Origin of the sequence: Micromonospora sp. NPDC049060, from assembly GCF_040649055.1 — a bacterium.
Lineage (GTDB): Bacteria > Actinomycetota > Actinomycetes > Mycobacteriales > Micromonosporaceae > Micromonospora > Micromonospora reichwaldensis.
Genome location: NZ_JBEZEV010000027.1, coordinates 34,809 through 58,396, shown reverse-complemented (window position 1 = coordinate 58,396; position 23,588 = coordinate 34,809). Strand labels below are relative to the sequence as shown.

Here is a 23,588-nt window from a genome sequence, read left to right as displayed (position 1 = left end):
AGGGCCGGGCCCCGTCGGCGGTCCGCTCGAGGTCCGGTCACCCGCCGAGGCGACGACCTGCTTCCAGAAGTCGGACGTCAGAGGCGGACCCTGCTGAGTCGGAAGGCCGTCGGCGACGCCGACCTGCGGCGCGGGGAAGCGGGCGGGTGGCCGACCAGCGCCGGCACAGCCCTCCACCTCATCCCACTAGTTGTACGGTGGTTCTAATTGAACTATCGTACAACTGCTTGTAGGTCGAACGAGGAGGAGCTGATGAGCGGACCAGCCACCGCACCCGCGGGCGCACGGCCGTGGGCGGGGATGGCCCTGTTGGCGCTTCCCACGTTTCTGCTGGGACTGGACGTGACGGTGCTGTATCTGGTGCTGCCGGCCATGGCGGCCGACCTCGCGCCGTCGGCGACGCAGACGCTGTGGATCATGGATGCCTACGGCTTCCTGCTGGCCGGGTTCCTCGTCACGATGGGCACCCTGGGGGACCGTGTCGGGCGGCGCCGGTTGCTGATGATCGGGATCGCTGCGTTCGCGGCGGTCTCGGTACTCGCGGCGTTCGCGCCGAGCGCCGAGCTGCTGATCGCCGCACGCGCCCTGCTGGGGATCGCTGGTGCGACGCTGATGCCGTCCACGCTGTCGCTGATCTCGAACATGTTCCCCGACCCGCGGCAGCGCGCGGTGGCGATCGGGGTGTGGGCCACGATGTTCGCCGCCGGGATGGCGGCCGGGCCGATCGTCGGCGGTGCGCTGGTCGACCGCTTCTGGTGGGGTGCCGCGTTCCTGTTCGCGGTGCCGGTCGCTGACGGCGATCCTTCCGATCGTCTACGCCATCAAGCACGCTGCCGGCGAGGGCTTCGATGCCAGCGTCGTCATCGCCGTGGTGGTGGGGGTGATCGCCGGCACGGCGTTCTGGCGCCGGCAATCCCGCCTGGTCGACCCGCTGCTGGATGTCTCCCTGTTCAGGAACCGGGCATTCAGCGTCGCGCTGACCGTGCTGCTGGTCGGACTCGTAGGGATGGGCGGCACCATGTACCTCGTCACGCAGTACCTGCAACTGGTGGAAGGGCTGAGTCCGTTCGTGGCGGGCCTGTGGATGGGACCGCCCGCGCTGGCGATGTTCGCCGCCGGCATCGGCGCGCCCGTGCTCGCCCGGCGCATCCGGCCGGGCCACGTCATGGGCGGCACACTTGGCGTTTCGCTGATCGGCTATGCCCTGTTGGCCACCGCCGGCCTGGACGACGAACTGCCGGTGGCCGCGGGGTTCGCCTTCGTCTACCTCGGCCTGGGCGCGATCGCCGCCCTGGGCACCGACATCGTCGTCGGCGCCGCACCGGCGGCGAAGTCCGGTTCGGCAGCGTCGCTGTCCGAAACCGTCCAGGAACTCGGCATCGCCATCGGCGTGGCCCTCCTGGGAAGCCTGACCACGGCCATCTACCGCACCCACCTGACCGTGCCAGCCGGCCTGTCCGACGGGGAGGCAACGGCGTTGACCGACAGCCTCAGCAGCGCCGTCGCGATCGCCGACGACCTCCCACCCGCCGCGCTTGTCGATGCCCAGCTCGCCTTCACCACGGGGCTGAACGTTGCCACCGTGGTCGCCGGGCTCGCGATCGCCGTCGCCACGGTGCTGTGCCTGCGCATGCTGCGCCGCGTGCCCCCACTCGGACGGGCGCAGCGCATCGACGCCGACGTTTGAACGATGGTCCGACTATCCTCGGGATGAGAGTCGTGAGGAGGTGGAGATGACCGACAGGGGCGACCCCGAACCCGCCGACGGACGCTTCGCCCGCGGCGCGAGACGCCGGGCCGAGATCATCGAGGCCACCCTGGCGGTCGTCACCCGCGACGGCGCCTCGGGCGTCACCCACCGCACCGTCGCCAAGCAGGCCGGCATCACGACGTCCTTGAGCACCTACTACTTCACCACCCTCGATGACCTGCTCGTCGCCGCCCTGACCAGCGTCGCCGACGCCTACACCGCCCGCATCCGCCAGATCATCGACAGCCCCGGCGACAAGCTCGCCGGCCTGGCCGAACTCATCGCCGAGACCGCCGGTGCGGGCCGCGAGCGTGCGCTTGCCGAACGGGAACTCGCCACCCTCGCGGCCCGCAGGCCCGTCCTGCGGCCCGTGGCGCGGCGGTGGCGGGAGAACGTCGCCGAACTCTGCGCCGCCCTCACCGACGACCCCGTCGCCATCGCCGGAGTGGTGGCTGCCTCCGACGGGCTCTGCACCGCGATACTCCTCGACAACGGGCCCGCCGACCCGGAGCACCTTCGCGCCGTCCTGCAACGAGCACTCCGCAACTGACCATCTCGGCGCGCGGCTGGACATCCTGTGTCAGGCGCTGGGACCACTGGCCGATGTCGAGGCGGGAGACCTGACGCGTCAGGGGTGCAGGGCGCCTTCCGTGGGGTGCGGGGGCGCTGCGTGGTGTGCACACGGGTCAGCCTCGGCGCCGTAACGGTCGTGCAGCCGCATCCAGGAGTAGGTCGGCTCCTGCGGCCACCCTTCGGGGGAATCCTCCTAGGACTCCTGTCGCCCGTAGGGGGTGAGGTCGAGGAGGTCGAAGACGAGCATGAACGGCTCCTCGCCCCGGGCGAACGTCGACCACGAATGGAATATGCGGTCGCGGCGTCGGATGAAGACGCTGATCGCCTGCCGTTCCGCACCGTCCTGGGTGGCACCGAAGTCGTCGTTGAAGGTCGTCCCTCCGGAGGACACCCACGGCAGGTCCCATCCCATCCGCGTTCGAGATGCCGTGAGCTTCTCAATCGGTGCACGGGACACGAGCGCGAACGACGTGCGTCGCGCCTGCAGGTGGCTGAGAGGGCCGATGTGATCGGCCATCATCGAGCAGCCGTCACATCCTTCCTCCCAGTCTCCGGCGAACATGAAGTGCTGCACGATGAGCTGCGGCCGGTCTCCGAAGAGGTCGAGGAGACTCACCGGGCCTTCGGCTCCTTCGAAGACGTAGGGGGTGGTGACCTCCACGACGGGCAGCCGCCGCCGCATGGCCGCGACGGAGTCCTTCATCCGCGTGAGCGCCTTCTCCTGCAGGAGAAGCACGCGCCGTGCTTCCGCCCACGCTTCGACATCCACAACGGGAGGCAGAGGAAGGTCGATCTCTGTCATGTGATGCTCCGTCCGCTTGTCGGCACACCTTGTCATAGGCGGTGTTCGGCCCGTCAGGCTCGGCGGACCAGGGCGGAACGTGGCGGCGTGGACCGGGCGGGATGCCGTGGCGTGCCCCCGGGCCGCGCCAGTGATCGCGACGCGAAAACCGTCAAGATCGATGGCCTTCTGGTGCCGAAGGGACCGGAGCGTGACACTCGTGGTCGCCGGCGCTGTCCGGGCCGAGGAGGTCCTCATACACCCCGACCTTGAACCTGATCAGGTCCAGGCACTCGGCGAGTCTGCCGATCTGGGCGGTGACGTGGGCCTGGTGCTCGCGCATGAGCGTGAGTCGTTCTTCCTCATTGCCGGCTCCCCGCCTGACGAGGTCGGCGTATCGGCGTAGCGCGGGCAGGGGCATGCCGGAGGCGCGCAGGATGATGCAGACGGTGAGCCAGTCCACATCATCCTGACTGTAGACACGGCGCCCCCCAGGTCCGCGTCGTACAGGGTTGACGAAGAGGCCCTCGTGCTCGTAGAAGCGCAGCGCGTGCACGCTCAAGCCGGTGCGTTCGGCGACCTGCCCGATGCTCAGGCGCGTGGTGACCTCAGCCATGCCGTTCAGGGTAGTGGCTTGACCTAGAGCCGACTCTAGCTCCTAGGGTTCCCCGTGCGATCGACGCGTCCGTCGCTCCGCACTCACGGCTGAATAGCAGGGGAAGTGTCACCATGCGCTATCGCACCCTCGGTGGAACCGGTATCGAAGTCAGCGCTTACTGCCTCGGGACCATGATGTTCCAGAGCGGCGGCAACTCCGACCACGACGATTGCGTCCGCATCATCCACGCCGCCCTCGGCCAGGGGATCAACTTCGTCGACACCGCCGACATGTACGGACAGGGGGAGTCCGAGGAGATTGTGGGTAAGGCACTCCAGGGGCGCCGGGATGACGTCGTATTGGCCACCAAGGTGCACTTTCAGATGGGCGAGGGCCGCAATCGCAGCGGCAACTCGCGGCGTTGGATCCTCAGGGCGGTCGAGGACAGCCTCAGGCGCCTGAACACCGACTGGATCGACCTGTACCAGATCCACCGCCCCGACGACTCGACCGACATCGAGGAGACGCTTTCGGTGCTCAGCGACCTCGTGCAGCAGGGGAAGATTCGCGCTTTCGGCTGCTCGACGTTCCAGGCTGAGAAGATCGTCGAGGCGCATCACGCCTCCGAGCGTCGTGGCCTCGGACGCTTCCACACCGAGCAGCCGCCGTATTCGATCCTGGCCCGCGGGATCGAGGCCTCGGTCCTGCCCGTCTGCCAGCGCTACGGGATGGGTGTGCTGGTCTGGAGCCCACTGGCTTTCGGGTTCCTCACCGGCAAGTATCGCAAGGACCAGCCCATCGACCTGTCAACCGGCCGTCCCACGATCCGGCCGGAACGATTCGGTCCCACGATCGCGGAGAACGCCGCCAAGCTCGACGTCGTCGAGCAGCTCGTCGAACTCGCGGAAGACATCGCCTGTACCCTTCCGCAGCTCGCCATTGCCTTCACCGTGGCCCACCCGGCCGTCACCTCGGCGATCATCGGACCGCGGACCATGCCGCAGCTGGAGGATCTCCTCAAGGGCGCCGCGCTCACCCTGGACGATGCGACCCTCGACCGGATCGACGGAATCGTGCCGCCCGGAACCAACCTGTACAACCCCAATGCTCCCCTGCCCCCGCGTTCACTGACCGACACCGCGCTGCGTCGCCGCCCACTCACCGACCGCGCCGCAGCCTGAGCCAAACTGCCTGTGGTCGGCCAGATCTGAATCGAGGGAGACGCAGGTCTCCTCGTCTCCCTCGCGCCTTGCGGGTCTTCTGGTTCGGTGCAGCCGTCGGCCATTCCGGAACTGCGACCACGGCAAGGTCCAGGAACCTGCGGCGGCGAGGCCGACCAGCACGGCGGTGGCGAGGCCCGGCCGGCGGTGCGACGGTGATGTCGACGCCGGTCTCGTCGCAGGACGTCTCGATGCCGAGGACGATCGGCATCCTCAGTTGCCGTCGGGGACGCCGACACCGACGCCGGGGTGTTCGGCGCTGGCGGCCAGGATCTGCTTGCGTTGCTTGACGGGGAGCCGGTCGACGTAGGCGAGGCCGTCGAGGTGGTCGACCTCGTGCTGGAAGCAGCGGGCGAGGGTACCGGTGCCCTCGAGGCGGATCGGCTCGCCGTGCAGGTCGACTCCGGTGACGGCGGCGGTGGCGGAGCGGGCCAGGTCGGCCTGTTGTCCCGGGACGGACAGACATCCCTCGACGTCGGTCACGAGTTCCCGGTGTTCGGGCAGGTGCAGGACCGGGTTGATCACGTGGGCGACGGTGTGGGCGCCGGTGGCGTCGGGGCAGTCGACGACGAAGATCCGGGCGTCGACGCCGATCTGGTTGGCGGCCAGTCCGACGCCGTGGGCGGCGTACATGCTGGCGAACATGTCGTCGACGAGCGTGGCGAGCGCGTCGTCGAACACGGTCACCGGGGCGGCCCGGCGGTGCAGCACCGGGTTGCCGTAACGGGTGATCGGCCTCGGCGTGCCGGCATGCCTCTCCATAGTTGCCTATTCTATGCAATTGCCTATGAAGCGCAGTAGGCCTGGGCGGAGTGCGGCGTCGGTGGTGCCTGGCCAAGTGTCAGAGCCGGGCCGGCGCAGTCGGCTTCTCCGAGGACTGCTTCTGCGGCGGCACACGACGCGACCGGTGCGCGCGTTGGGCGAGGCCGCTGTCGGCGGTCCGGCCTTGCCGCTGACCACCGGTCGACCTGTGGCGGGCCACCTCGATGACGCACGTTCCGCCTGGTGCCGTAGCGGTTGACGACGCTGGTCAACGCGGCCCGGAAGCACTCCTCGTGCGTGCCGCCCTCGTGCGTGTTGATCGTGTTTGAGTTGAACACCTCGTCGTCGTTCATGAGTTCCGCGGATAGCACCTCGAATGCCTGCGCAGACCGGGCCTCTCCGGCGGGCTCCAAGAGCGAAACCGCGCAGAATAGTCGATCTCCTGGCCGCACTCGTCGAGCAACTCGACATGCTGTTCAATCATGTCCGGCAGTAGCGCGAACCCGTCTTCCAATTTCTGAGATTCCCGGCTCCGCATCAAGGTCAAGACGCGGTTGAAGGTCTCGGTAGCCATGCGCGAGGCGGGTGGGCGTGTTAGCTTCGAATTGGTCAATGTCATTAGGTAGCCGGGCTGTTGCTTCCTCCCCACTCCAGCCGCGAAGCCGAAAAGGAGGACCGCGTGAACCATCCGCTGATCGTGCCGACCGAGGACTGGCATGCCGCGCTGAAAACCTTGCGCGTGGCAGGGGACCTGGAAGAACTCGCCAGAGGGCTGGCCGCAGGCCCAGCCCTGCCAATGGTGGCGCCTGCACGACGAGTACGACATACCCAAGGATCCGTAGCCACAGTCGACGCGCCGATCGCTGAGCTGCTCTTCCAGCCGGAGGATGCGACACCGTTCAGCACCGACGCGGCGACCTTGAAGCCCTGGAGCCAGGCGCTGGCGTGCCTGCGCTCGGCCCCCAGATGTTGGCTGTCGACGGTGCGACCCGACGGCCATCCCCACGCCGCGCCAGTGTTGTTGGTGCTGGTGGACGGGGTGGCGTGCGTCGCGAGCCGCCCGAACACCCGCAAGAGCCGAAACCTGGCCCGGAACCCACACGGTGTCATCATGGTCGGCAACGAGGACCTCGACCTGGTGGTGAAGGGTGAAGTTCACCGGGTTTCCGGCGACACCATGCTGCGCCGGATGGCCGCCGCCTTCGGGGCGAAGTACCGCTGGTCGTTCGATGTCCGGGACGGCCGGGCCTACGACGGGAGCCTGCCCGGATCGCCCGAGTACGCCTTCTACCAGATCTGCCCGGTCCAGGCCTTCGGCTACGGCGCGGATGGGATGACCGCGACCCGGTGGCGGTTCGATCGCGCCTCTGGCCGGCGGTAGAGACTGGTCCGTGGCGACTGTCGGCGGCATGACGGCATGGCCGCGCGAAGGTGAATCTGCCGCAACCGCAATTCGATCACGCCACCCGCTCATGCCGCAGTTCGTATACTGGCGGCTCGGCAATGGTGGCGGGCGTATTGAAGTTCCGAATATCGGTTGTTGGCATTGCCGCCAGGCAAGTGTGAATGGGAGTTGAACCTCGACGATTGCGGCGTACGCCTCGATCTGTCAAGGCCTCGGTTCCGTGCTCGGCAGCGTCGGTCCCCTTCGGGCGGCGGAAATCCATCGGGAAACTGTGCGCAGATGGGCAGAACTCGAGACTGCTGACGTCAACCAGTCGCCGCACTCGTCGACGAGTAGGCGGTCGAGATACTTCCCGTCTGCTGGCCAGGGGCGGGGAGTGTCCGTCGGGCGGCTCCGGGTGGAGAGCCCACCACGCGCTTGAACGCCCGGGCGAACGCGGCCTCGGAGCGGTAGCCGAAGCGGCTGGCGAGTTCGGCCACGGTGGCGCCCTCGTCGCGTAGCGCCGTCGCGGCCAGGTGCATCCGCCAGCGGGTCACGTAGCTCATCGCGGGTTCGCCGACCAGTTCGGTGAAGCGTGCGGCGAAGGCTGAGCGCGACATCGGGATCTTCTCGGCGAGCGAGGCGACGGTCCAGTGTCGGCCGGGTTCGCGGTGGATGAGGGAGATCGCGCGGCCGATCAGTGGGTCTCGCAGGGCCCCGAGCCAGCCGGACCGGGCGGCCGGGTCGTTCTCCAGCCACGCGCGTAGCGCCTGCACGACGAGCACGTCGGAGAGGCGGGTGATCACCGTCTCGCCGCCGGGGCGCAGGCCGTCGGCCTCGACCGCCATCAGTCGCAGGGTGGACTGGATCCAGTCGAGTCGGGCGGGGTCCGTCGCCGGGTCGAGGACGAGGATCTGTGGCAGCAGGGCCAGCAGTCTTCCTGCCGCCGGGTGGTCGGAGCGTACGGCTCCGCAGACCATGTCGATCCGCTCGCCGCCGCCGCCGTGGCGGAGGATCTCGTAGCGCTCGCCGAGCTGTTCGCGCTCCAGCTCGAAGATGCTCGGTGTCGGCGCGTCGGGTTCGCTGCGCAGCCGGTGGCCCTGGCCGTGCGGGACGAGGGCCAGTTCGCTCCCGGTGAGGCGTCGCGGCTGCGCCCCTGGCGCGTCGAGCCAGCAGCTCCCACGCGTGATGACGTGGAACCAGAGGTGGTCCGTGAGTGGCGGAAGCTCGAGCCCGAACGGGGCGGTGAACTCCGAACGGCAGTAGAACGCCCCCCGCAGCTCGAGGAAGTGCAGCGCCTCGCCGAGCGGGTCGGCGGCCGAGGGCCAGGGGGCGCGTTCGTCGGGCATGCCGCAAGTGTGCCAGGAGCAACGCACTGACGATCCAGGTCGGCTGGACGAAAGAGCATGCAATGCGGACAGGAAGTCATAGCCAGTCCCTGAAGTCCCGTGGAGGCTGGACGCACAGCAATACGCCGACTGAGAGGGACTGACATGATCGCCGTGATGGGGGCGACCGGGAACACCGGTCGTAAGGTCACCGAACTGCTGCTCCAAGCCGGCGAGGAGGTCCGGGCGCTCGGCCGCTCGCCGGAGAAGCTCGCCGAGTTGGCCGCGCTGGGGGCCGCGACGGCCGTCGGCGACGCCCGCGACGCCGACCACCTGGCGAGCGCCTTCGCCGGCGCCGACGCGGTCTACACGCTCACCGCGTTCGACCCGACCCTGCCCGACTACCACGCCGACCAGGACCGACGCGGGGAGGCCATCGTCTCGGCGGTCCGGAAGAGCGGGGTACGCCGCGTGGTCGCGCTCAGCTCGATCGGCGCGGAGCTGGCGGGCGGTAACGGATTCATCGCCAGTCTGCACCGGCAGGAGCAGCGACTGCGGACGCTGGACGGGGTCGACGTGCTGCTCCTGCGTCCCGGTGCCTTCTTCGAGGGCTTCTACTCGGCGTTGGAGACGATCCGCCGTGAGGGAGTCGTCGCCGACTCCGTCGCGCCCGACGCGAAGGTGCCGATGATCGCCACGGCCGACGTCGCGGTGGCCGCCGCCGGGGCGCTGCGCGAACGGAACTGGAGCGGCGTGGTGGTCCGCGAGCTGATCGGCCCCCGCGACCTGACGTACGCAGAGGTGGCGACCGCGATCGGTGCGGCGACCGGCCGCCCGGACCTCCGGTACGTCCAGCTGCCCGACGAGGAGATGGCGGCGATCCTCACCGGGACCGCCGGGTTCTCGCCCGACTTCGCCGCCCTGCTCGTCGAGTTCAACCAGGCGCTCAGCGCCGGTCGACTGCGCCCGATCGAAGGCCGCAACGAGGGCAACACGACTCCGACCCGGTTCGAGGAGTTCGCCGCCACGCTGCGGTAGGCGAGCTGGACCCCTACCTGACGCAGGTGCGCCGACTCCCGGTGGACGCCCCGTTCTGACCGGCCGGACCCGCCGATGTGCCCGCTCAGGTCGTCGTCGGCCGGTCGGTGCAGCGTCGACGTCGTCCACCAAGCCCCGCTCGACCGACGCTGCCCTGGTGTCGATCGAGCGGGGCTCGGCGGATGCGATGCCGGTCAGCGCGGCATGAGGTGGCGGGTGAAGAACCGGACCGCGCTGTCCAGTTCATGTTCCGGGAGCCGGTCGCCGTGGCGGCCCGGGTTGGCGTGCAAGGTCTTCTCGGCCGAGCCGAACGCGTCGAACAGGGCCAGGCTCTGCTCGCGGGGCACCCGCTCGTCGTCCCACTGGACCAGGAACTCGATAGGCACGGTGATCTGTGCGGCGGCTGCGGCGGAAGCCGGGGCCGCGGCGCCGCCCAGGCCCAGCACCGCCGCGCGGACCCGGGGCTCAGCGGCCACGAACGGCACGCCGAGCCCGCATCCCAGCGACACTCCCCAGTAGCCGACGGGTTCCGACCCGAGGTGGTCCAGGACGGCCTGCCACTCCGGTACGGTCTGCTCGGCGACGAGGGCCTGGAATTCGGCGAGCAGCGGGGCCAGCTCGTCGCCGGAGTCGACGCGGGCCTGGATCTCGGTGGCGATGTCCTGGTAACGGTCGTCGGTCGGCCGGTCGCCGTGGTTCGGAACGTCCACGCAGACGGCAGTGAATCCGCTGGTCACGAAGCGGTGGGCGCGGTGCAGGATGGCGGGGGCGGTCTTGTGCTGGCCGCCGCCGTGGCCGAGGAGGATCAGCGGCCGAGGGGCGGTGGTGTCGTCGTCAGGGGTCCACCTGACAGCGGGAACGCCACCGACGGTGAAGAACTCTTCGTGGATGTGCATCGGGAACGCGGGCCTTTCGGGATGCCTTTGCGGGCGCTCCCTAGACCATGCGGGGCAGGGAGTCCCGACCTGTCACAGCGTTGATCGGACTCACCTCCTCGGTCGGCAACCATGCACGGCAGGGTCGACCGTACACGAGCTGTCGCCGGGCCGCGATGGAGTGCTTCCCCGAAGCGGCATCACCCCCGGTCATCGCCCGAGGCGGCGCCGGCGACGTGCACGCCCGGGGAGTGTCACCGCCGGGCGGACCAGTAGGATTCTCTGCTTATGACCTCTGTTGAATCTGAAGCGCCGACGCGGGCGCCTGTTTCTCGCGTGCAGCTTGTCATCGGCATCGTCCGGCGAGGCGACGAGATCCTGCTGGTGCGGGAGAGCCTCGGCGCGAACGGCGAGATGCTCTGGTCGCTCCCCGGCGGCGGCGTCCAGGACGGCGAGGTCTTCCACGAGGCGCTGCGGCGGGAGATGCAGGAGGAGACCGGCCTGGTGGTCGGCGACCCGGTCGCCACCGCGTTCGTGATGCACATCGACTCCGAGCGGTACCCGTCGGCACTGGCGATCGCGTTCGAGATCAACGACTGGGAGGGCGAGACCCTGCCGGAGGACGACGAGATCGCCGAGGCGGCATTCTTCCCGCTGCCGGAGGCCCTCAAGCTGATCGGGCAGCTCGAAAGCGACAACCAGCGGGAGCCGATCCTCGGCTACCTGACCGGTGAGGTGCCGGCCGGCACCACCTGGATCTGGCGCAACCGGGACGACCAGGAGGTCCTGCTCGGGCGCTGGTGACCGTCAGTGCGCGCAATCCTCCACGACGTCGGGCCGGTCACGCCGGACGAGCGTGTCCGGGTGGAAGGCGGCCAGGAAGTCTCCGATCGGGCCCGACAGCCGCATCGTCGCGCGTGCAGCGGCGTCGGCGTGGCTGTCGGCCACCGCGACCCCGACCGCCGCACTGGCCAGCAGGCACCGGTCGTTGCGCCCGTCGCCGAACGCGATGACCCGCTTCAGGTCGGCCTCACCGGCCTGCTCGGCCAGCAACGCCGTCACAGCGGCAGTCTTGCAGGTCCCCGCAGGCCGCAGCAGCTTCGCCGCGGTGCCGGCGAACGGGATCGCCTCGACCGCACCGCCCAACAGCCCCTCGGGCAGCGGCACACGGTCCAGCACCAGCACCGAGCCGACCTGCGCCCTCCCGCCGAGCTGCGGGTCGACCTCGATGGACGATCGGGGCAGCCGGTGGGCCATCGCGAACCACGTGGACGCCCGCCGGGACGTCGCGACATAGCGGTGATCCAGCTCCGCGACCAGCTCGGTGAAACCCGCGGCGAGAAGCGTCGGCAGCACCTCGCGGGGCAGCGCGCGGCGGTACGTCGCCCGGGCGGCGGCGCGGTCGTACTCGACGTTGCCGTTGTCGAGCAGCAGGCGCGGCCCGAACAGTTCGAGGAGGTGCTCGGGTAGACCGAGCGCCTCGAACAGCACCGTCGATCGTCCCGTCACCAGCAGGAGCGTCAGACCGCGTTCACGCAGCCGGGCGAGCCCCTCGATCGTGCCGGGCATCGGCACACCGCGCTCGTCGACCAGCGTGCCGTCCAGGTCGAACGCGGCGAAGGCGAGGTCAGGCACGCAGCGTTCCGAGCGCCTCGCGGATGGCGCTGGACAGGTTCACCAGCGTGTTGCGGGTGCCGAGCTCGGCGACCAGGATCGGCAACCGCATGAGTGCCTCGAACGTCCGCCCCGCCATGGTGCCGATCTCGTCGCGGTCGCGGGTGCGGGCATGCAGCCAGTCCTCGACGAACACGTCGTCGTCCGGAGTCATCAGCTGCTCGGTGAGCACCTCGCGCGCCTGGTCCGGATCGACCCGACGCACGCTGAGCACTGCGGAGTCCTTCGTCACGCGGGGCAGCACGATGGCGGCCAGCCGCACCGAGGGGACCAGGGGGGTGCCGGTGCGCGCACGCCACTCGACGGGCAGCAGGTTCAGCTTGGAGTCTCCGCAGAAGCTCTGCCAGTCGCTGGTGACGAAGTCCGGCTGCCGGCGGGCCAGCTGCCAGCTGGTCGCGTCCTTCAGGCCCAGCGCGTGCATGGTGCCGCCGTTGATGCGGATCGGCACCGGCATGCCGCAGGCCGTCACCTGCTCTCCGTCCGCGCGGACCATGACCCGGTCGTTGGCGACGAAGGCGCAGCCGGAGGCAGCGGCCAGCGCCAGGGCGGTGGTGGACTTGCCGGCACCGGAGCGGCCGACCACCACCACGTTGCCCTCCGGGGTGGCCGCGCAGGACGCGTGCAGCCCGGCCCAACCGTCGCTCTCGCCGCGCCGGTAGCCGAACTCGCGCAGGTGCCGGGCCATCGCCAGGTGGGCGTAGGGGCGCGCGGTCGTGACGAACACCAGGCCGCGCGGGGACTGCACGACGAGGTTGGTGCCGTCGATCTCGTCGGGCTCCGAGACCACGGCGCAGTTCCCGTCGGCCAGCTCGTAGCGGGTCCCGGGCGCGGCCACGTGCAGATGTACGGCTCGTCGCCGGACCGCCTGCGCCGCGTAGTGCTCGACCAGCCGGGCGAAGCACGCGTCGGAGACGGCGAGGTTCACGGCGGCCAGCGAACAGGGCGAGAAGTCGTCGGGTAGGTGCTCCCAGATGTCGTTCGCCGGGGTGAACAGGTCGTGCAGGTAGGTGATGGCTCGCGGGTCGGCGCTGCTCACCGCGATCCGTGTCTGGCCCAGCCGGACGGTCCCGGCGCGTACGCCGAGCCGTGCGGCCAGCGCGTGCGGATCGGCCAGCTCGGCCGGATCGGTGTCGAGGAGGGTCGCTTCGCTCTGGATCATCGGGTCCCCGTCGGTCGCAGGACGGCCCGCCAGACTGAGCGCTGGCCGGGGTCGGCATCGTGGAGGTATTCGAACGGGCCGTCGACGAACTCGAATCCGGCGGTACGGCAGAGCGCGGCGATCCGCTCCGGCGGCAGCAGCGTCATCACCTGTCCGTTGGGGAGCCGGTGCCGGTCGTCGGCGAGCGGGGTGAGCCGGTGGTCCAGATGCGCCGCGCTGAACAGGTTCAGCGACACCACGCCGGCGGTGGCGACGACCCGGCCCAGCTCGCCGATGGCCGCGGAGACCTGTTCCGGCCGGGGCAGGTTGTGCAGGACCCCGTGACACACCACGACCGCGGCCTGCGCGGTGGCCACCGGCAGCGCAGCGACGTCCGCCTGGCAGAAGGCGGCACCGGGGGCGACGCCCTGTGCGCGCAGCACCATCTCGGCGTGCAGGTCGAGTCCGACGACCCGGTAGCCCCGTTCGGCCAGCAGCGGCAGGTTCCGCCCACCACCGCAGCCGACGTCGAGCGCCACCGCGCCGGGGTCGCCCTGCGGCACGATGTCGGCCAGGTATCCCGGCGGCGACGCCGTGGCGAACGCCGTCACCACGTCCGGCCGGTTCCAGTAGTCACCCGTCGCGCGCATGGCGCTTCACCGTGCACTCGTCGATCAGGTAGCCCTGGTCCCACGGCATCGCGCGGAACGTGGTGAGGCCCGCGGCCTCGAAGCCGGCCGCGACGGCGTCGGGCTGCTCGGTGAGAGCGAAGAAGAGCGGCCCGACCGAGGACAGGCTGAGCACGGCGGCCTGTCCCGACTCGAACAGTTGCCGCACCTGCGCCGCGTACTCCAGCAGGCGGGGGTGCGAGAAGGCGCAGTTGCGGATGCTGCCCATCTCGAAGCGGTAGTCGAAGACGAGCTGCCCGAGGGTGCGCGGAGTGCCGGTGACCAGGTCGGGCCAGCACTCGTGCAGCAACCGGTAGGCGATCTGCGGCGCGTACCGACGGCCGGTCTCCAGGAACCCGTCGAAGTTCTCCGCCTCGGCGCGAAGGCTCTCCGAGGCGTCCCAGCTGCGCAGGTCCGGCGGTACGGCGAGCACGATCGTGTGCCCGGCCGGCGCGGGGGCGGCCAGCAGCGCGACGGCGTTTCCGGAGACCACCTGGATCGCGCCGGGCACCAGACCGGCGGCGGCCGAGCCGCCGATGCACTGGACCGGCATGATCTCGTCGTCGTTGCCGTCGATCTCCTCGCCGTGGTTGTCGACCAGCAGCCGCATCAGCGTCCGGTGGTCCAGCGGCCGACCGCACAGTTCGTTGATCGCCGCCGCCACGGCCGAGAGGACGGCGCTGCTGCTGCCGAGACCGACGTGTGGAGGCAGCGGGTGCGAGCGGATCGTGATCCGCATTCCGCCGGTGAGGCCCAGGACCTGGCGCATCAGCAGCGCGGCGTGGCGCCCCAGGACCGGCCGGGCACTGTCGGCGGTGATCTCGACGCCGTCGCCGGACGCCGTGCCCTGGACCTCGACGCTCGTGAAGAGGTCGGTGACGAAGACCAGTTCACCGGCGGGGTAGGAGCCGGCGCCGGGCAGCACCTTGCTCGGGTCCAGTGCCATCGCGTTGAGCCGGTTCGGGTAGCGCAGGCGCACCCGGCCCTCGATTCCGGCGACGGGTGGCACGGGCGGGACTGCGCCGCGCACCGAACCCACCCGTACGGGGGCGAAGCCCGCCACACTACCGGTCGCGGTCATCGGCGCTTCCTCTCCGCTGTCGGGGCAACGGCAGCGTCACCGCGGCCTTGGACGTGGTGATCTCGATGAGGTGGTCGAGAGCCTCGACGGTGTAGCCGCCGCTGCCCAGCGAGCCTTCGGCCCGGATCGCCATGTTGGCCCGGGCCACCTGGCGGTGGGGGTAGCGGAAGCGCAGGATGCGCTTGAGCAGCGCGGCGTACTCCGCGCGCACCCGGGGCGACTCGAGCAGGCAGCGCAGCAGCGGCGAGTTGCCGCTGCGGTACGCCAGGAGCGTGTCGTCGCACACCGCCCGGTGGGTGGGCGGCAGGTAGAGCACGTTCTCCACGAGGTAGTCGTCGTGCCACGCGCCGAGCTGCCCCGGTTCGCTCGGCGCGAGCAGGAGCACGTCGAGGACGAGCAGTGGCATCTGGGCGCCGCCGGGACCCATGTAGGCCTTCCCGCCGATGTCCATCGTCGGGAAGTAGGGCCGGAGCCGGTTCGAGAAGTAGTCGGGGGTGATCGTCCGCTGGACCGTACGCAGGTTCTTGCGCAGGACCTCGACCCCGTCGTGCACCTGGCCGAGTGCGGCGAGGAGCACGTCGTCGTCGAGGTCGGCGCGGTCGCGGCAGGCGGCCAGGTCGTCGACGGCCAGGTTCAGTGCCTGGGTCGCGGCGACGACCGAGTCGATGAACACGTGCTCTTCGTCGCTGAGCAGGAAGCCGCGGCGGCGGGGGCCGACCGGGTTGCGCGTGGTGTAGCTGTACACGGTGTCGCGGGGGACCTCGTCGGCGACGGCGGCCAGGCGTAGGAGTGTCGGCTCGATGCCGTGCAGGTCGGCGTCCGGATCGTGCCGGACGAGTGAGGCGGCGAGGAAGCCCAGGTCGCGCAGGGCGGCTCGGGCCGTGTGGACGTCAGTCGTATCGAAGTCGGCGCTGAGGTCGGCCAGCGCGTCGACCATCCACGCCGTGTCGGCGCGCTCGTTGGCGGCGGGCAGTTCGGCGAGGACGTCGTCGGCGCGCAGCGGGTCCATCGCGGCCACGGCGAGGTCGTCGGCGTTCTGGTCGGCGCCGATGAAGGAAGTGGTCATGCCGCGACCCCGACCGCGGTGGCCAGGACCGTGCCGGATCCGCCGTCCGTGCTCCGTACCGCCGCGTGCGCCCGGATCAGGTCGGCGCCGTGATCGGCGACGGCGACGACGTCGTCGACCCGTAGCCGTTCCGGTTCGGAGACGTCGAAGACGGGCAGGAGGCGGGCCATGCGCTGGCCCACGCCGGTGTCGACCGCCATCCGGGTACGCCGTCCGGCAGGCAGCGACGCGGTGGTCACGACAAGCTCGCCGGCGCTCCCGGACACGTCGGGTACGCAGCGGCCGACCAGGCCCGACCGGGCGACCAGCGCGTCCGCCGTCGACGCGGCGACCAGGTCGGACAACCGCCAGGCGTCCTGCGACCGGGCGCCCACCACGACCGTGCACTCGATGTCGAAGAAGCGGTTCGGGAACCGCTGGTACTCCTGCCGTAGCAGGTGTGTCCGCCGGGGCAGCAGCGGATCGCCGCTGACCCGGAGCATGTCCAACCGGGCCGGGCGGTCGTCGTCGGCGAGTTCGACGGTGCACTCGAACGACGTGTCGATGGAGAAGGAGTACTCGTCGCTGTGGGCGCGCCGCCGGAAGCCACGCGCGCTCTTGCCGAGCTTCACCACGACGCGGTCCCGGAAACACTGGATCTCGTCGGTGAACTCGCCCTCGCCGAACTTGTACTCCAGCGACCGGAACTCGCCCGTGCTCTCCAGGTTCATCAGCACCCGCTCGCCGGGTTCACCGGTGCCGACGCAGAAGTGCACGCCCCCGACCAGGGACAGCTTCTGCTGCGACCGGTCGAGCACTTCGACGTAGTAGTCGGCGGTCCGTACGCCGAACAGCTCGTTGCCGAACGGGTCGGCGAGATCCGGGGCGTAGACGTGCGCCTGGCGACCCGTCGCGGTCTCGCCCCAGTCACGCACCTGCAGGGGTTCGCCGGTGGCGGAGCGGTGCAGGAAGGTGTGGAAGGAGTACCCGGGCTCGTCCGGATCGCGGCGGCCCGGCGGGTGCACGATGTAGTGCCGGAAGCAGTCGGTGTCGGCGGCGATGTCACGCAACTGCTCCGGCACACCGGCGTCGGCCTTCCCGCGCCCGGGCCTGGCACGTGCGGCCCTGGCCTGCGCGACCGCCTCGGACAAGCCGGTGGCGAATCGGGCGATCTGCTCGTCGGTGAGACTGTGTCCGGCGTAGAAGTGGTGGTAGCTGCGGCGTCCGCCCTGCGGCGCGGGCGCGCTGACCGCGAGGAGCCGGTAGCGCTCGGTGAATTCCTTCGGCAGCAGCCCGTCCGGTGTGGAGAAGCCGGCCACGACGACAGGTGAGGCGGGTGCCGGCCGGATCTCCGCCTCCGGGTCGGCGGCCCGGATCGCGTCGGCGATCAGGTCCCGGCGACGCAGGCACTCCTGGATCGCCGCGGTGAAACCGGAGTGGCCGAGGCCGAAGATGGTGGCCCACAGGGCGGCGGCCGCGGCGCCGGGGCGGGACCCGGTCAGGGTCGAGTCGACGATTCCGGTGACCGGGCTCGCCTCGGTGACGTGTCCCAGCAGGCCCTTGCGTACGAGCAGCACCCCGCACGAGTACGGCAGCAGCCCCGACTTGTGCGGGTCCAGGGCCATCGCGTGCACGCCGACGTTGCGGAAGTCGAAGGCCAGCGCGGGATCGCTGAACGGGAAGATGAAGCCGCCGTGGGCCGCGTCGACGTAGCAGAAGAACCGCACCTGATCGGCGAGCTGCACCGCGCGGCGCCGCAGCAGCGCGGCCAGCTGGTCGACCGGGTCGCACAGGCCGCTGTTGTAGTAGCCGGCCGTCAGCGCCACGATGATGCCGGTCGCGCCGGCGGCGATCGCCGCCTCGACGGCCTGCGCCAGCTGCTCCGGCTCGATGACCCAGCTCGGGCCGGGTGCGATCGTGCGCAGGTCGAGGCCGAGGACCTCGGCGGCCTTGGTGACGGAGTGGTGGGCGTACTCGCTGGTGATGAGGGTGACCCGCGACGACGCGTCGGCCCGGACGGCGTTGCGTCCGATGCGCAGTCCCTGGAGCACCGCCTCGGTCGCGCCCGAGGTGATGTAGCCGTCGGCCGAGTCGGCGTGCAGCAGGCCGGCGAGGCCCAGCAGAGCTTCGCGTTCGAGCCGCCGGGTGCCGGCGCGCCCGGCGCCGAAGGGGGTGTGCACTCCGACGTTGTTGCTGTTGAGGGCCAGGAACCGGGTCCAGGCGGAGAGGGCCACCTCGTGCGGAGCCGACATGGCGAAGCCGAGCCGGGTCACCGTGGGATCGTCCCAACCGGTCGTCTCCGCGTACGCGCGGTCGAGGCCGGCGGTCAGCTCGCCCGGGCTCAGCCCGGCGGCCGGGAACGTGTCGCTGATCGTCCAGCCGTTCTCCAGGTCACCCACCGGTACCGTCCTTGCCGTGCCGGGCGGCCGGCGTTCGGCCGAGCCGGACCTGCAGTCGCTGGGGTGTCAGCGGGTGCCGCGGCTGTTCGCCCGCCAGCACGCGCAGGATGTCGTCGGCGACGATGTCGGCGACCGCGATGTTGGCGTCCCTGGTTCGCCCCGCGATGTGCGGCAGGTGGACCACGTTGTGCCTGCCGATCAGGGGATCGCCCTCCGGCAGCGGTTCGACGTCGTACACGTCCGCGGCCCAGGCCAGTTCGTCGGCGAGTACCCGCTCCCGCAGTGCCGCGGCATCGATCGCGGCGGCTCGGGTGATGGTCACGACGAGTGCGCCCTGCCGCAGGGCGAAGACGTGGTCGCGGTCGACCACGCCGGTGACGCTGGGGGTGTCCGGTGCCGCGACGACGAGGATCTCGGAGTCCCGCACCAGCCGGTCGAGGTCCACCGATTCCGCCGAGACCTCGGCGAAGCGCTGCGGGGAGCGGTACGGGTCGTACGCCAGCACGGTCGCGCCGAGCATGGCGCACCAGCTGGCGATGCGACCGCCGATCTCGCCGACCCCGATGATGCCGACGGTCTTGCCCGCCACGGTGCCGTTGGCGAAGCGCGGGTCGTCGCAGAACTGCACGTACGGGTAGTCCCAGGGCCGGAAGCCGGTGATGACCTCGTGGTGCCACTGCGGGATGCGACGCAACCCGCACAGGATCAGGCTCAGCCCGCACTCGGCGACCGACTGACCCCAGCCGGGAGTTCCCTCGACGAACGGGATGCCCGCGTCCCACAACGCGTCCATGGCCTCGATCCCGCAGGTGTCGGTTTCGCTGGCCACCACCTTCAGCCGGGTCGCGGCGGCGATCATGTCATGGGTGAGCTCGCCCCCGAACAGGGCGACCGCGTCGACGTCGGCCCAGTCGACGGCGGCGAGGTCGCTTTCGCGTACGTCGACGTAGCGGATGTCGCAGGTCGGGGACAGGCGTTCTTCCAGCCGCTCGCGCAGGAACGCCCAGAATTCCGAGAGCAGACCGTCGTCGGTCAGCAGCACGACGGGTCGGCGGGAGGTGAGGTCGTTCATGCCCTGGCTCAAGATTCCTCGCTGTCACGTGTGCCGCGATGGCCCTGCTCGATGGTCCGGAACCACAGGCTGCTGCCGGGGGCGACGATCGCGTCGACCGCCTGACGGGCCTGTGCGTCGACGGTGGTCGCTGTCGCCTTGAGCGCGAGCGTGAGTTGGTCGAGGGTCCGGGGACCGATGATGGTGCTGGTCACGTCGCTGCTGCCGGACAGCCACGAGTGGGCGAACTCGGGCAGCGACTGCCCGTGCTCGGCGGCGAGGTCCAGCAGCGCGGCCAGGGCACGCTGCACCGGCTCCCAGACCGTGCCGCGCGGTGACCACCATTCGGTGAAGCGGGCGTCGGCGGGCGGCTCCCCGAGGAACCGTTCGCTGAGGTAACCCATCGCCAGCGGGCTGTAGGCGACGAAGCCGACGCCGTACTCGCGGCAGATGGGGAGGATGTCCCGCTCCACCTCGCGTTCGAGCAGGTTGTAGGGCGACTGCTCGGCGATCGGGCCGGGCGTGCCGAGCGAGCCGCGTGCCAGCACGGCCATCTCGACCAGACGCCAGGTCGGCACCACGCCGAGGCCGGGCTGCTCGGCCATCTCCTCCGGGCTCGGCATCGTGGACGTGCCGATGTAGCGGACCTTCCCCTCCCGCACGAGGTCCGCCAGGGCGCCGAGGGTCTCCTCGACGGGCGTCCGTAGGTCGTGCCGGTGCAGGTGGAAGATGTCGATGTGGTCGACGCCCAGGCGGCGCAGGGACCGCTCACACTCGCGCTTGACGGCGTACGCGGAGTTGCCCCAGTCGTTGGGGCCCGGGCCGACCTCGTTGTAGCACTTGGTGGCGATCAGGACGTCGTCGCGGCGGTGACGGATCGCCTTGCCGAGGATCTGCTCGCTGCGGCCGTCCTGGTAGGCGTTGGCGGTGTCGACGAGGTTGACGCCGGCGTCGAGAGCCGTGTGGATGATCTCCTCTGCCGCGGCCTCGTCGGTCGGACCGCCGAAGTTGAAGGTACCCAGAGTAACCGTGGACACACGCAAGCCGCTGCGGCCCAGTTGATGGAACTCCATCCACGCCCCCTGCTGTCTCCACCGAACCCAGCGGCCCTTGTGCCGCTGACGGTTATAGTGATCAAGATCGGAGCGAGAGTCCACTAATCAGCTGAACGATCGCCGGGCAGCAGTTGAGCGCTGGTCAACCCTCCTGCCGGCCCGGGCCCCACGCCAGCGCCCCACCCAGCGGCGGAACGCGTCCCGTCGGCGGCGACGCCCTTGCACGCGGCCGGCCGACAGGCAGGTGAAACGCTTCCCGGGGACCGTTAAGCTTTGCCGCCCGCCCAGGGTGAGCTTCACGCAGAGTTATCTCGTGGCCACTGCGGACGGATGTCGAGTCAAGCGCCGTGCCATGCCGGGGCACCGTCGAGAAGGAGGCCGAATGGCCGGGTTGTCAGCCGAATCGGAGTTGTTGCTCCTGCTCAGCAGGCAGCATGTGACGGATACGCAGATGGCTCGTGTGCGCACGATCATCGGTCAGGACGCGCCGCGCCTGGACTGGGGGCACTTCGCCGTCCAGGCCGCCAGGCACCGCGTCGCCCCCCTCGTGGGCTGGCATCTCTGGCGCCTGTTGACCACCGAGAGGGTCGCGGGCATCGATTCTCCCGTCGTGCTGCTCCTGTACTCCGCCTACCGGGACACGCACCGTGCCAACGAGCTCATGCTGGCTGAGGTCCGGGCGATCAGCGACGCCGCGGCGGACCAGGGCATCACGGTGCTCATGCGCAAGGGCGGCCATCTGGCCTTCGCGGTCTACCAGGAGCCGGGGACGCGGCCGATGGGTGACCTGGACGTCCTCGTCACCAGGGAGGAGGCGACGACCCTGGTCAAGGTGCTCGAGGGACTCGGTTATGTGGAAGGCAACCCGACGCGGGTCGACATCGTCCCGCTGAGCAAGCGGGAGCGGGCCTTCTGGCGGCTGTACGGCAGTGACCTGCCCAAGATGAACAAGTTCGGCGAGTTCCACCGGCCGATCGTCAGCATCGACATCAACGTCTCGTTGGCGCTGCCCGGCAAGGGCTACGACGTTCCGGTAGGTGCCGTCCTGGCGCACGCCGGCCGGCACCGGTACGGGGACGCCTCGTTCCTCGTGCCGTCCCCGGAGGACGCGGTCATCGACCTCGCCGCCCACATCTACAAGACGTCGACGACCCTGCGGTTCATGAACCGCGGCAAGCACCGGCAGTTGCTCAAGTACGTCGACATCGCCGAGGTCGTGCGCCGTGCCGGCGGAGACCTCTCGTGGGACCTGTTGCTCGAGCGGGTGGACGAGTACGCGGTGGCCGGACCCGTCTTCTACGGGCTCGCGCACCTGCGGATGCTCTACCCGGACGTCGTCCCCGCGGACGCCCTGGCCGCCCTGCGGCAACGGTGCCCGGAGCCGGAGCGCCTGCTCAACGAGTACGGCCAGTGGGACCTGCCGGAGCCGCGCGCCTGGCAGCAGGACTTCCTCACCCGGTTCTTCGACCCGGACGCCGACCGCGACCTGCCGGCCTCGAAGTCACTCGTGTGACGACAGGAGGCGCTTGGGCGATGCCGCCCAGGCGCCTCCTGCCTCGCGAGCGACGCGAGGACCGGCCTACCGTTCGGTCTTCCCGGACAGCACCGGCGTGCCCACCCGCCAGGAGCGGAGCATGCGCAGGAACATCAGCCACGGGCCGGTGGCGCTGACGAAGGGCGCGGCGACGAACGTCGCCACGAGCGTCAGCCGCGGACGTATCCCGGTCAACCAGCTGACGGAGCGGTCCTGGCGGTCGATTCCGCCCAGTCGCGGCAGCAGCGCCAGCAGCAGGACGGCGGTGACGGGATACGCCACCACACCGGCGCCGACGGCGAGCACGGTCCACCAGCCGCCCCCCATCGCCGTGATCACCAGCCCGGCGGGGATGAGCAGCACTCCGGCGAACCAGATGGCGATGTCGAACAGCTCCTTCGCCACCAGCAGCCACTTGCCCGGCCGGCTGACCGGTGACGGGTAGGGGCGTACGTGGTCCAGTTCCCGGGCGACCCCCAGGCTGCCGTAGCAGACGTTGGCCCACCCGTTCATCATCGACCTGGTCTGGTAGTAGGGCTCGGTCAGGTTGAAGCTCGGCACCAACGCCTGTTCGACGCCGAGCAGCGAGGCACGGTGCCCGACCGGCTCCTGCATCTCCGGGAACGGGCCGAGCTCGCGCCACGCGCCGAGATGGACGAACGTCCCCGAGCCGATCGCGTAGATCATCGGGCGGAACGGCGCGGCGAGCAGTCGCACCAGGCGCGGGCTGCGGCGCAACAGGTCGTTCTGGAGTATCCGCCCGACCTCGACGCCCAGGCCACGCCGCAGCCAGTACAGCACCTGTCCGCGCATCAGGGCGCCGTCGGCACCGGGGGCGAAGGGAGCCCGGAACCGCAGCGGCAGCTGCACCTGGTGCAGCAGCGCCGGCGGGCGGCGGCCTGCGGCGACCGCCGCACGCACCAGGTCTCCCACCGCCACGAACGTCTCCCCGTGGGCCACCGCGTCGAAGTCGTAGACGGCCAGGTAGACGCTGTCCGGGTCGACGCCCGGCAACAGCTCGGGTAGCAGCTCCACCGCGTAGTTGAGCTGGGAACCCTTGCGCCCGTCGGTGTGGGGGAAGTGGACGTGGCACGAGCGGTGCGTACCGGGCCTGCCGTTCAACTCGGCGGTGATCTGCCGGCACAGCTCCTCGGTGGTGGGCGTCGCGTCGAAGGCGCGGCGCAGCACGCCGGGCCACTCGTCCGGTGACGTCCGCTCCAGCTCGTCGAGGGTGGCGGCGATCACCGACGGCGCGAGCACCTTCTCCAGCGCCCGCTCCCGGCTGCCACGCCTGGCCAGACCGTGTAGTTCGGTGACCACGGCGGGCAGGGCCGCCTCCTGGGCGGCACGTTCGGCCGTCTCGCGTTCGCTCGTGATGGCGACCGATATCAACGTCCCGGGATATCGCGCGGTGGCGAACGATTCCAGCGTCTCGCGCACCAGTCGCTGCTCGCGCAGGGCCGGCAGCATGACCACGATGACGGGAAGGTCCGCGGGGGCCGTGGCCGGCGCCGCAGGGCGGTCGCGGACCGCCCGTGCCGCCACGATGATCCAAACGAGTACCCAGACCGCGTGCGCGGCGAACAGGATCGCCACGACGCGGCCCAGCACGGTGATCGTCTGCAAGATGGTGC

The 23,588-nt window shown here is 70.4% G+C and carries 21 protein-coding genes and 2 pseudogenes; 8 read left to right on the top strand and 15 right to left on the bottom strand.

The window, feature by feature from the left end; all coding sequences use genetic code 11:
• Positions 1-252 precede the first annotated feature (252 nt).
• The 3 genes and pseudogenes from AB0B83_RS13480 to AB0B83_RS13470 all read left to right on the top strand — a co-directional run.
• Positions 253-729: pseudogene (locus AB0B83_RS13480) on the top strand (MFS transporter); the annotation flags it as partial.
• 4 nt (positions 730-733) lie between these two features.
• Positions 734-1,687 carry an MFS transporter gene (locus AB0B83_RS13475; RefSeq protein WP_357578407.1) on the top strand — a complete coding sequence of 318 codons (954 nt, stop codon included), beginning with the start codon at positions 734-736 and terminating at the stop codon, positions 1,685-1,687.
• A 46-nt stretch (positions 1,688-1,733) separates the two neighbouring features.
• Positions 1,734-2,300, top strand: coding sequence for a TetR family transcriptional regulator (locus AB0B83_RS13470; RefSeq protein WP_357578406.1), 567 nt, complete (start codon positions 1,734-1,736; stop codon positions 2,298-2,300).
• Between the two features lie 216 nt (positions 2,301-2,516).
• Here the strand turns inward: AB0B83_RS13470 and AB0B83_RS13465 are convergent, their stop codons facing one another.
• Positions 2,517-3,125 carry a DUF899 domain-containing protein gene (locus tag AB0B83_RS13465; RefSeq protein WP_357578405.1) on the bottom strand — a complete coding sequence of 203 codons (609 nt, stop codon included), beginning with the start codon at positions 3,123-3,125 and terminating at the stop codon, positions 2,517-2,519.
• Between the two features lie 151 nt (positions 3,126-3,276).
• Positions 3,277-3,720 (bottom strand): MerR family transcriptional regulator, encoded by a 444-nt coding sequence (locus tag AB0B83_RS13460; RefSeq protein WP_357578404.1) that lies wholly within the window; start codon positions 3,718-3,720, stop codon positions 3,277-3,279.
• A gap of 113 nt (positions 3,721-3,833) precedes the next feature.
• On the opposite strand from AB0B83_RS13460, the gene AB0B83_RS13455 reads away from it, so the two are divergent.
• Positions 3,834-4,883: an aldo/keto reductase gene (locus tag AB0B83_RS13455; RefSeq protein ID WP_357578403.1), complete on the top strand. Its 1,050-nt coding sequence runs from the start codon at positions 3,834-3,836 to the stop codon at positions 4,881-4,883.
• Between the two features lie 252 nt (positions 4,884-5,135).
• Here the strand turns inward: AB0B83_RS13455 and def are convergent, their stop codons facing one another.
• Complete coding sequence (gene def / locus AB0B83_RS13450) at positions 5,136-5,684, bottom strand: peptide deformylase (RefSeq protein ID WP_357578402.1); 549 nt, start codon at positions 5,682-5,684, stop codon at positions 5,136-5,138.
• 23 nt (positions 5,685-5,707) lie between these two features.
• A pseudogene (locus AB0B83_RS13445) lies at positions 5,708-6,028 on the bottom strand (hypothetical protein); the annotation flags it as partial.
• Positions 6,029-6,363: 335 nt separating this feature from the next.
• On the opposite strand from AB0B83_RS13445, the gene AB0B83_RS13440 reads away from it, so the two are divergent.
• Complete coding sequence (locus AB0B83_RS13440; protein WP_357578401.1) at positions 6,364-7,065, top strand: pyridoxamine 5'-phosphate oxidase family protein; 702 nt, start codon at positions 6,364-6,366, stop codon at positions 7,063-7,065.
• A gap of 329 nt (positions 7,066-7,394) precedes the next feature.
• On the opposite strand, the gene AB0B83_RS13435 is transcribed toward AB0B83_RS13440, so the two are convergent.
• Complete coding sequence (locus AB0B83_RS13435) at positions 7,395-8,417, bottom strand: AraC family transcriptional regulator (RefSeq protein ID WP_357578400.1); 1,023 nt, start codon at positions 8,415-8,417, stop codon at positions 7,395-7,397.
• Positions 8,418-8,561: 144 nt separating this feature from the next.
• Between AB0B83_RS13435 and AB0B83_RS13430 the strand changes: the two genes are divergently transcribed.
• On the top strand, positions 8,562-9,434 hold the full coding sequence (locus tag AB0B83_RS13430; RefSeq protein ID WP_357578399.1) for an NAD(P)H-binding protein: 873 nt from the start codon (positions 8,562-8,564) through the stop codon (positions 9,432-9,434).
• Between the two features lie 194 nt (positions 9,435-9,628).
• On the opposite strand, the gene AB0B83_RS13425 is transcribed toward AB0B83_RS13430, so the two are convergent.
• Positions 9,629-10,330 (bottom strand): alpha/beta hydrolase, encoded by a 702-nt coding sequence (locus tag AB0B83_RS13425; RefSeq protein ID WP_357578398.1) that lies wholly within the window; start codon positions 10,328-10,330, stop codon positions 9,629-9,631.
• Positions 10,331-10,645: 315 nt separating this feature from the next.
• Between AB0B83_RS13425 and AB0B83_RS13420 the strand changes: the two genes are divergently transcribed.
• Positions 10,646-11,113: an NUDIX hydrolase gene (locus AB0B83_RS13420; protein WP_311411259.1), complete on the top strand. Its 468-nt coding sequence runs from the start codon at positions 10,646-10,648 to the stop codon at positions 11,111-11,113.
• A gap of 3 nt (positions 11,114-11,116) precedes the next feature.
• Here AB0B83_RS13420 and AB0B83_RS13415 read toward each other — a convergent pair whose 3' ends face one another.
• Genes AB0B83_RS13415 through AB0B83_RS13380 form a run of 8 tightly spaced genes read right to left on the bottom strand, consistent with a single transcriptional unit; the run spans position 11,117 to position 20,402 of the window.
• On the bottom strand, positions 11,117-11,944 hold the full coding sequence (locus AB0B83_RS13415) for an HAD hydrolase family protein (RefSeq protein WP_357578397.1): 828 nt from the start codon (positions 11,942-11,944) through the stop codon (positions 11,117-11,119).
• Entirely contained in the window at positions 11,937-13,142 is a 1,206-nt protein-coding gene (locus tag AB0B83_RS13410) for a hypothetical protein (RefSeq protein WP_357578396.1), read from the bottom strand. Before AB0B83_RS13410 ends, AB0B83_RS13415 begins: the two co-directional genes overlap by 8 nt.
• Complete coding sequence (locus tag AB0B83_RS13405; protein ID WP_357578395.1) at positions 13,139-13,771, bottom strand: class I SAM-dependent methyltransferase; 633 nt, start codon at positions 13,769-13,771, stop codon at positions 13,139-13,141. The genes AB0B83_RS13410 and AB0B83_RS13405 overlap by 4 nt, the downstream gene beginning before the upstream one ends.
• Entirely contained in the window at positions 13,755-14,870 is a 1,116-nt protein-coding gene (locus AB0B83_RS13400; RefSeq protein WP_357578394.1) for a hypothetical protein, read from the bottom strand. Before AB0B83_RS13400 ends, AB0B83_RS13405 begins: the two co-directional genes overlap by 17 nt.
• Entirely contained in the window at positions 14,854-15,936 is a 1,083-nt protein-coding gene (locus AB0B83_RS13395) for a monodechloroaminopyrrolnitrin synthase PrnB family protein (protein ID WP_357578393.1), read from the bottom strand. The genes AB0B83_RS13400 and AB0B83_RS13395 overlap by 17 nt, the downstream gene beginning before the upstream one ends.
• The gene (locus tag AB0B83_RS13390; protein WP_357578392.1) at positions 15,933-18,314 is read right to left on the bottom strand and encodes a pyridoxal-dependent decarboxylase; all 2,382 of its coding nucleotides are present in this window, start codon (positions 18,312-18,314) and stop codon (positions 15,933-15,935) included. Before AB0B83_RS13390 ends, AB0B83_RS13395 begins: the two co-directional genes overlap by 4 nt.
• Complete coding sequence (locus AB0B83_RS13385) at positions 18,307-19,398, bottom strand: NAD(P)-dependent oxidoreductase (RefSeq protein ID WP_357578391.1); 1,092 nt, start codon at positions 19,396-19,398, stop codon at positions 18,307-18,309. The genes AB0B83_RS13390 and AB0B83_RS13385 overlap by 8 nt, the downstream gene beginning before the upstream one ends.
• Entirely contained in the window at positions 19,395-20,402 is a 1,008-nt protein-coding gene (locus AB0B83_RS13380; protein ID WP_357578390.1) for an aldo/keto reductase, read from the bottom strand. Before AB0B83_RS13380 ends, AB0B83_RS13385 begins: the two co-directional genes overlap by 4 nt.
• A 469-nt stretch (positions 20,403-20,871) precedes the next feature.
• Here AB0B83_RS13380 and AB0B83_RS13375 point away from each other — a divergent pair, with 469 nt between their 5' ends.
• Entirely contained in the window at positions 20,872-21,933 is a 1,062-nt protein-coding gene (locus AB0B83_RS13375; RefSeq protein WP_357578389.1) for a nucleotidyltransferase family protein, read from the top strand.
• A gap of 66 nt (positions 21,934-21,999) precedes the next feature.
• Here AB0B83_RS13375 and AB0B83_RS13370 read toward each other — a convergent pair whose 3' ends face one another.
• Positions 22,000-23,580 carry a hypothetical protein gene (locus AB0B83_RS13370; RefSeq protein ID WP_357578388.1) on the bottom strand — a complete coding sequence of 527 codons (1,581 nt, stop codon included), beginning with the start codon at positions 23,578-23,580 and terminating at the stop codon, positions 22,000-22,002.
• Positions 23,581-23,588: the final 8 nt, after the last annotated feature.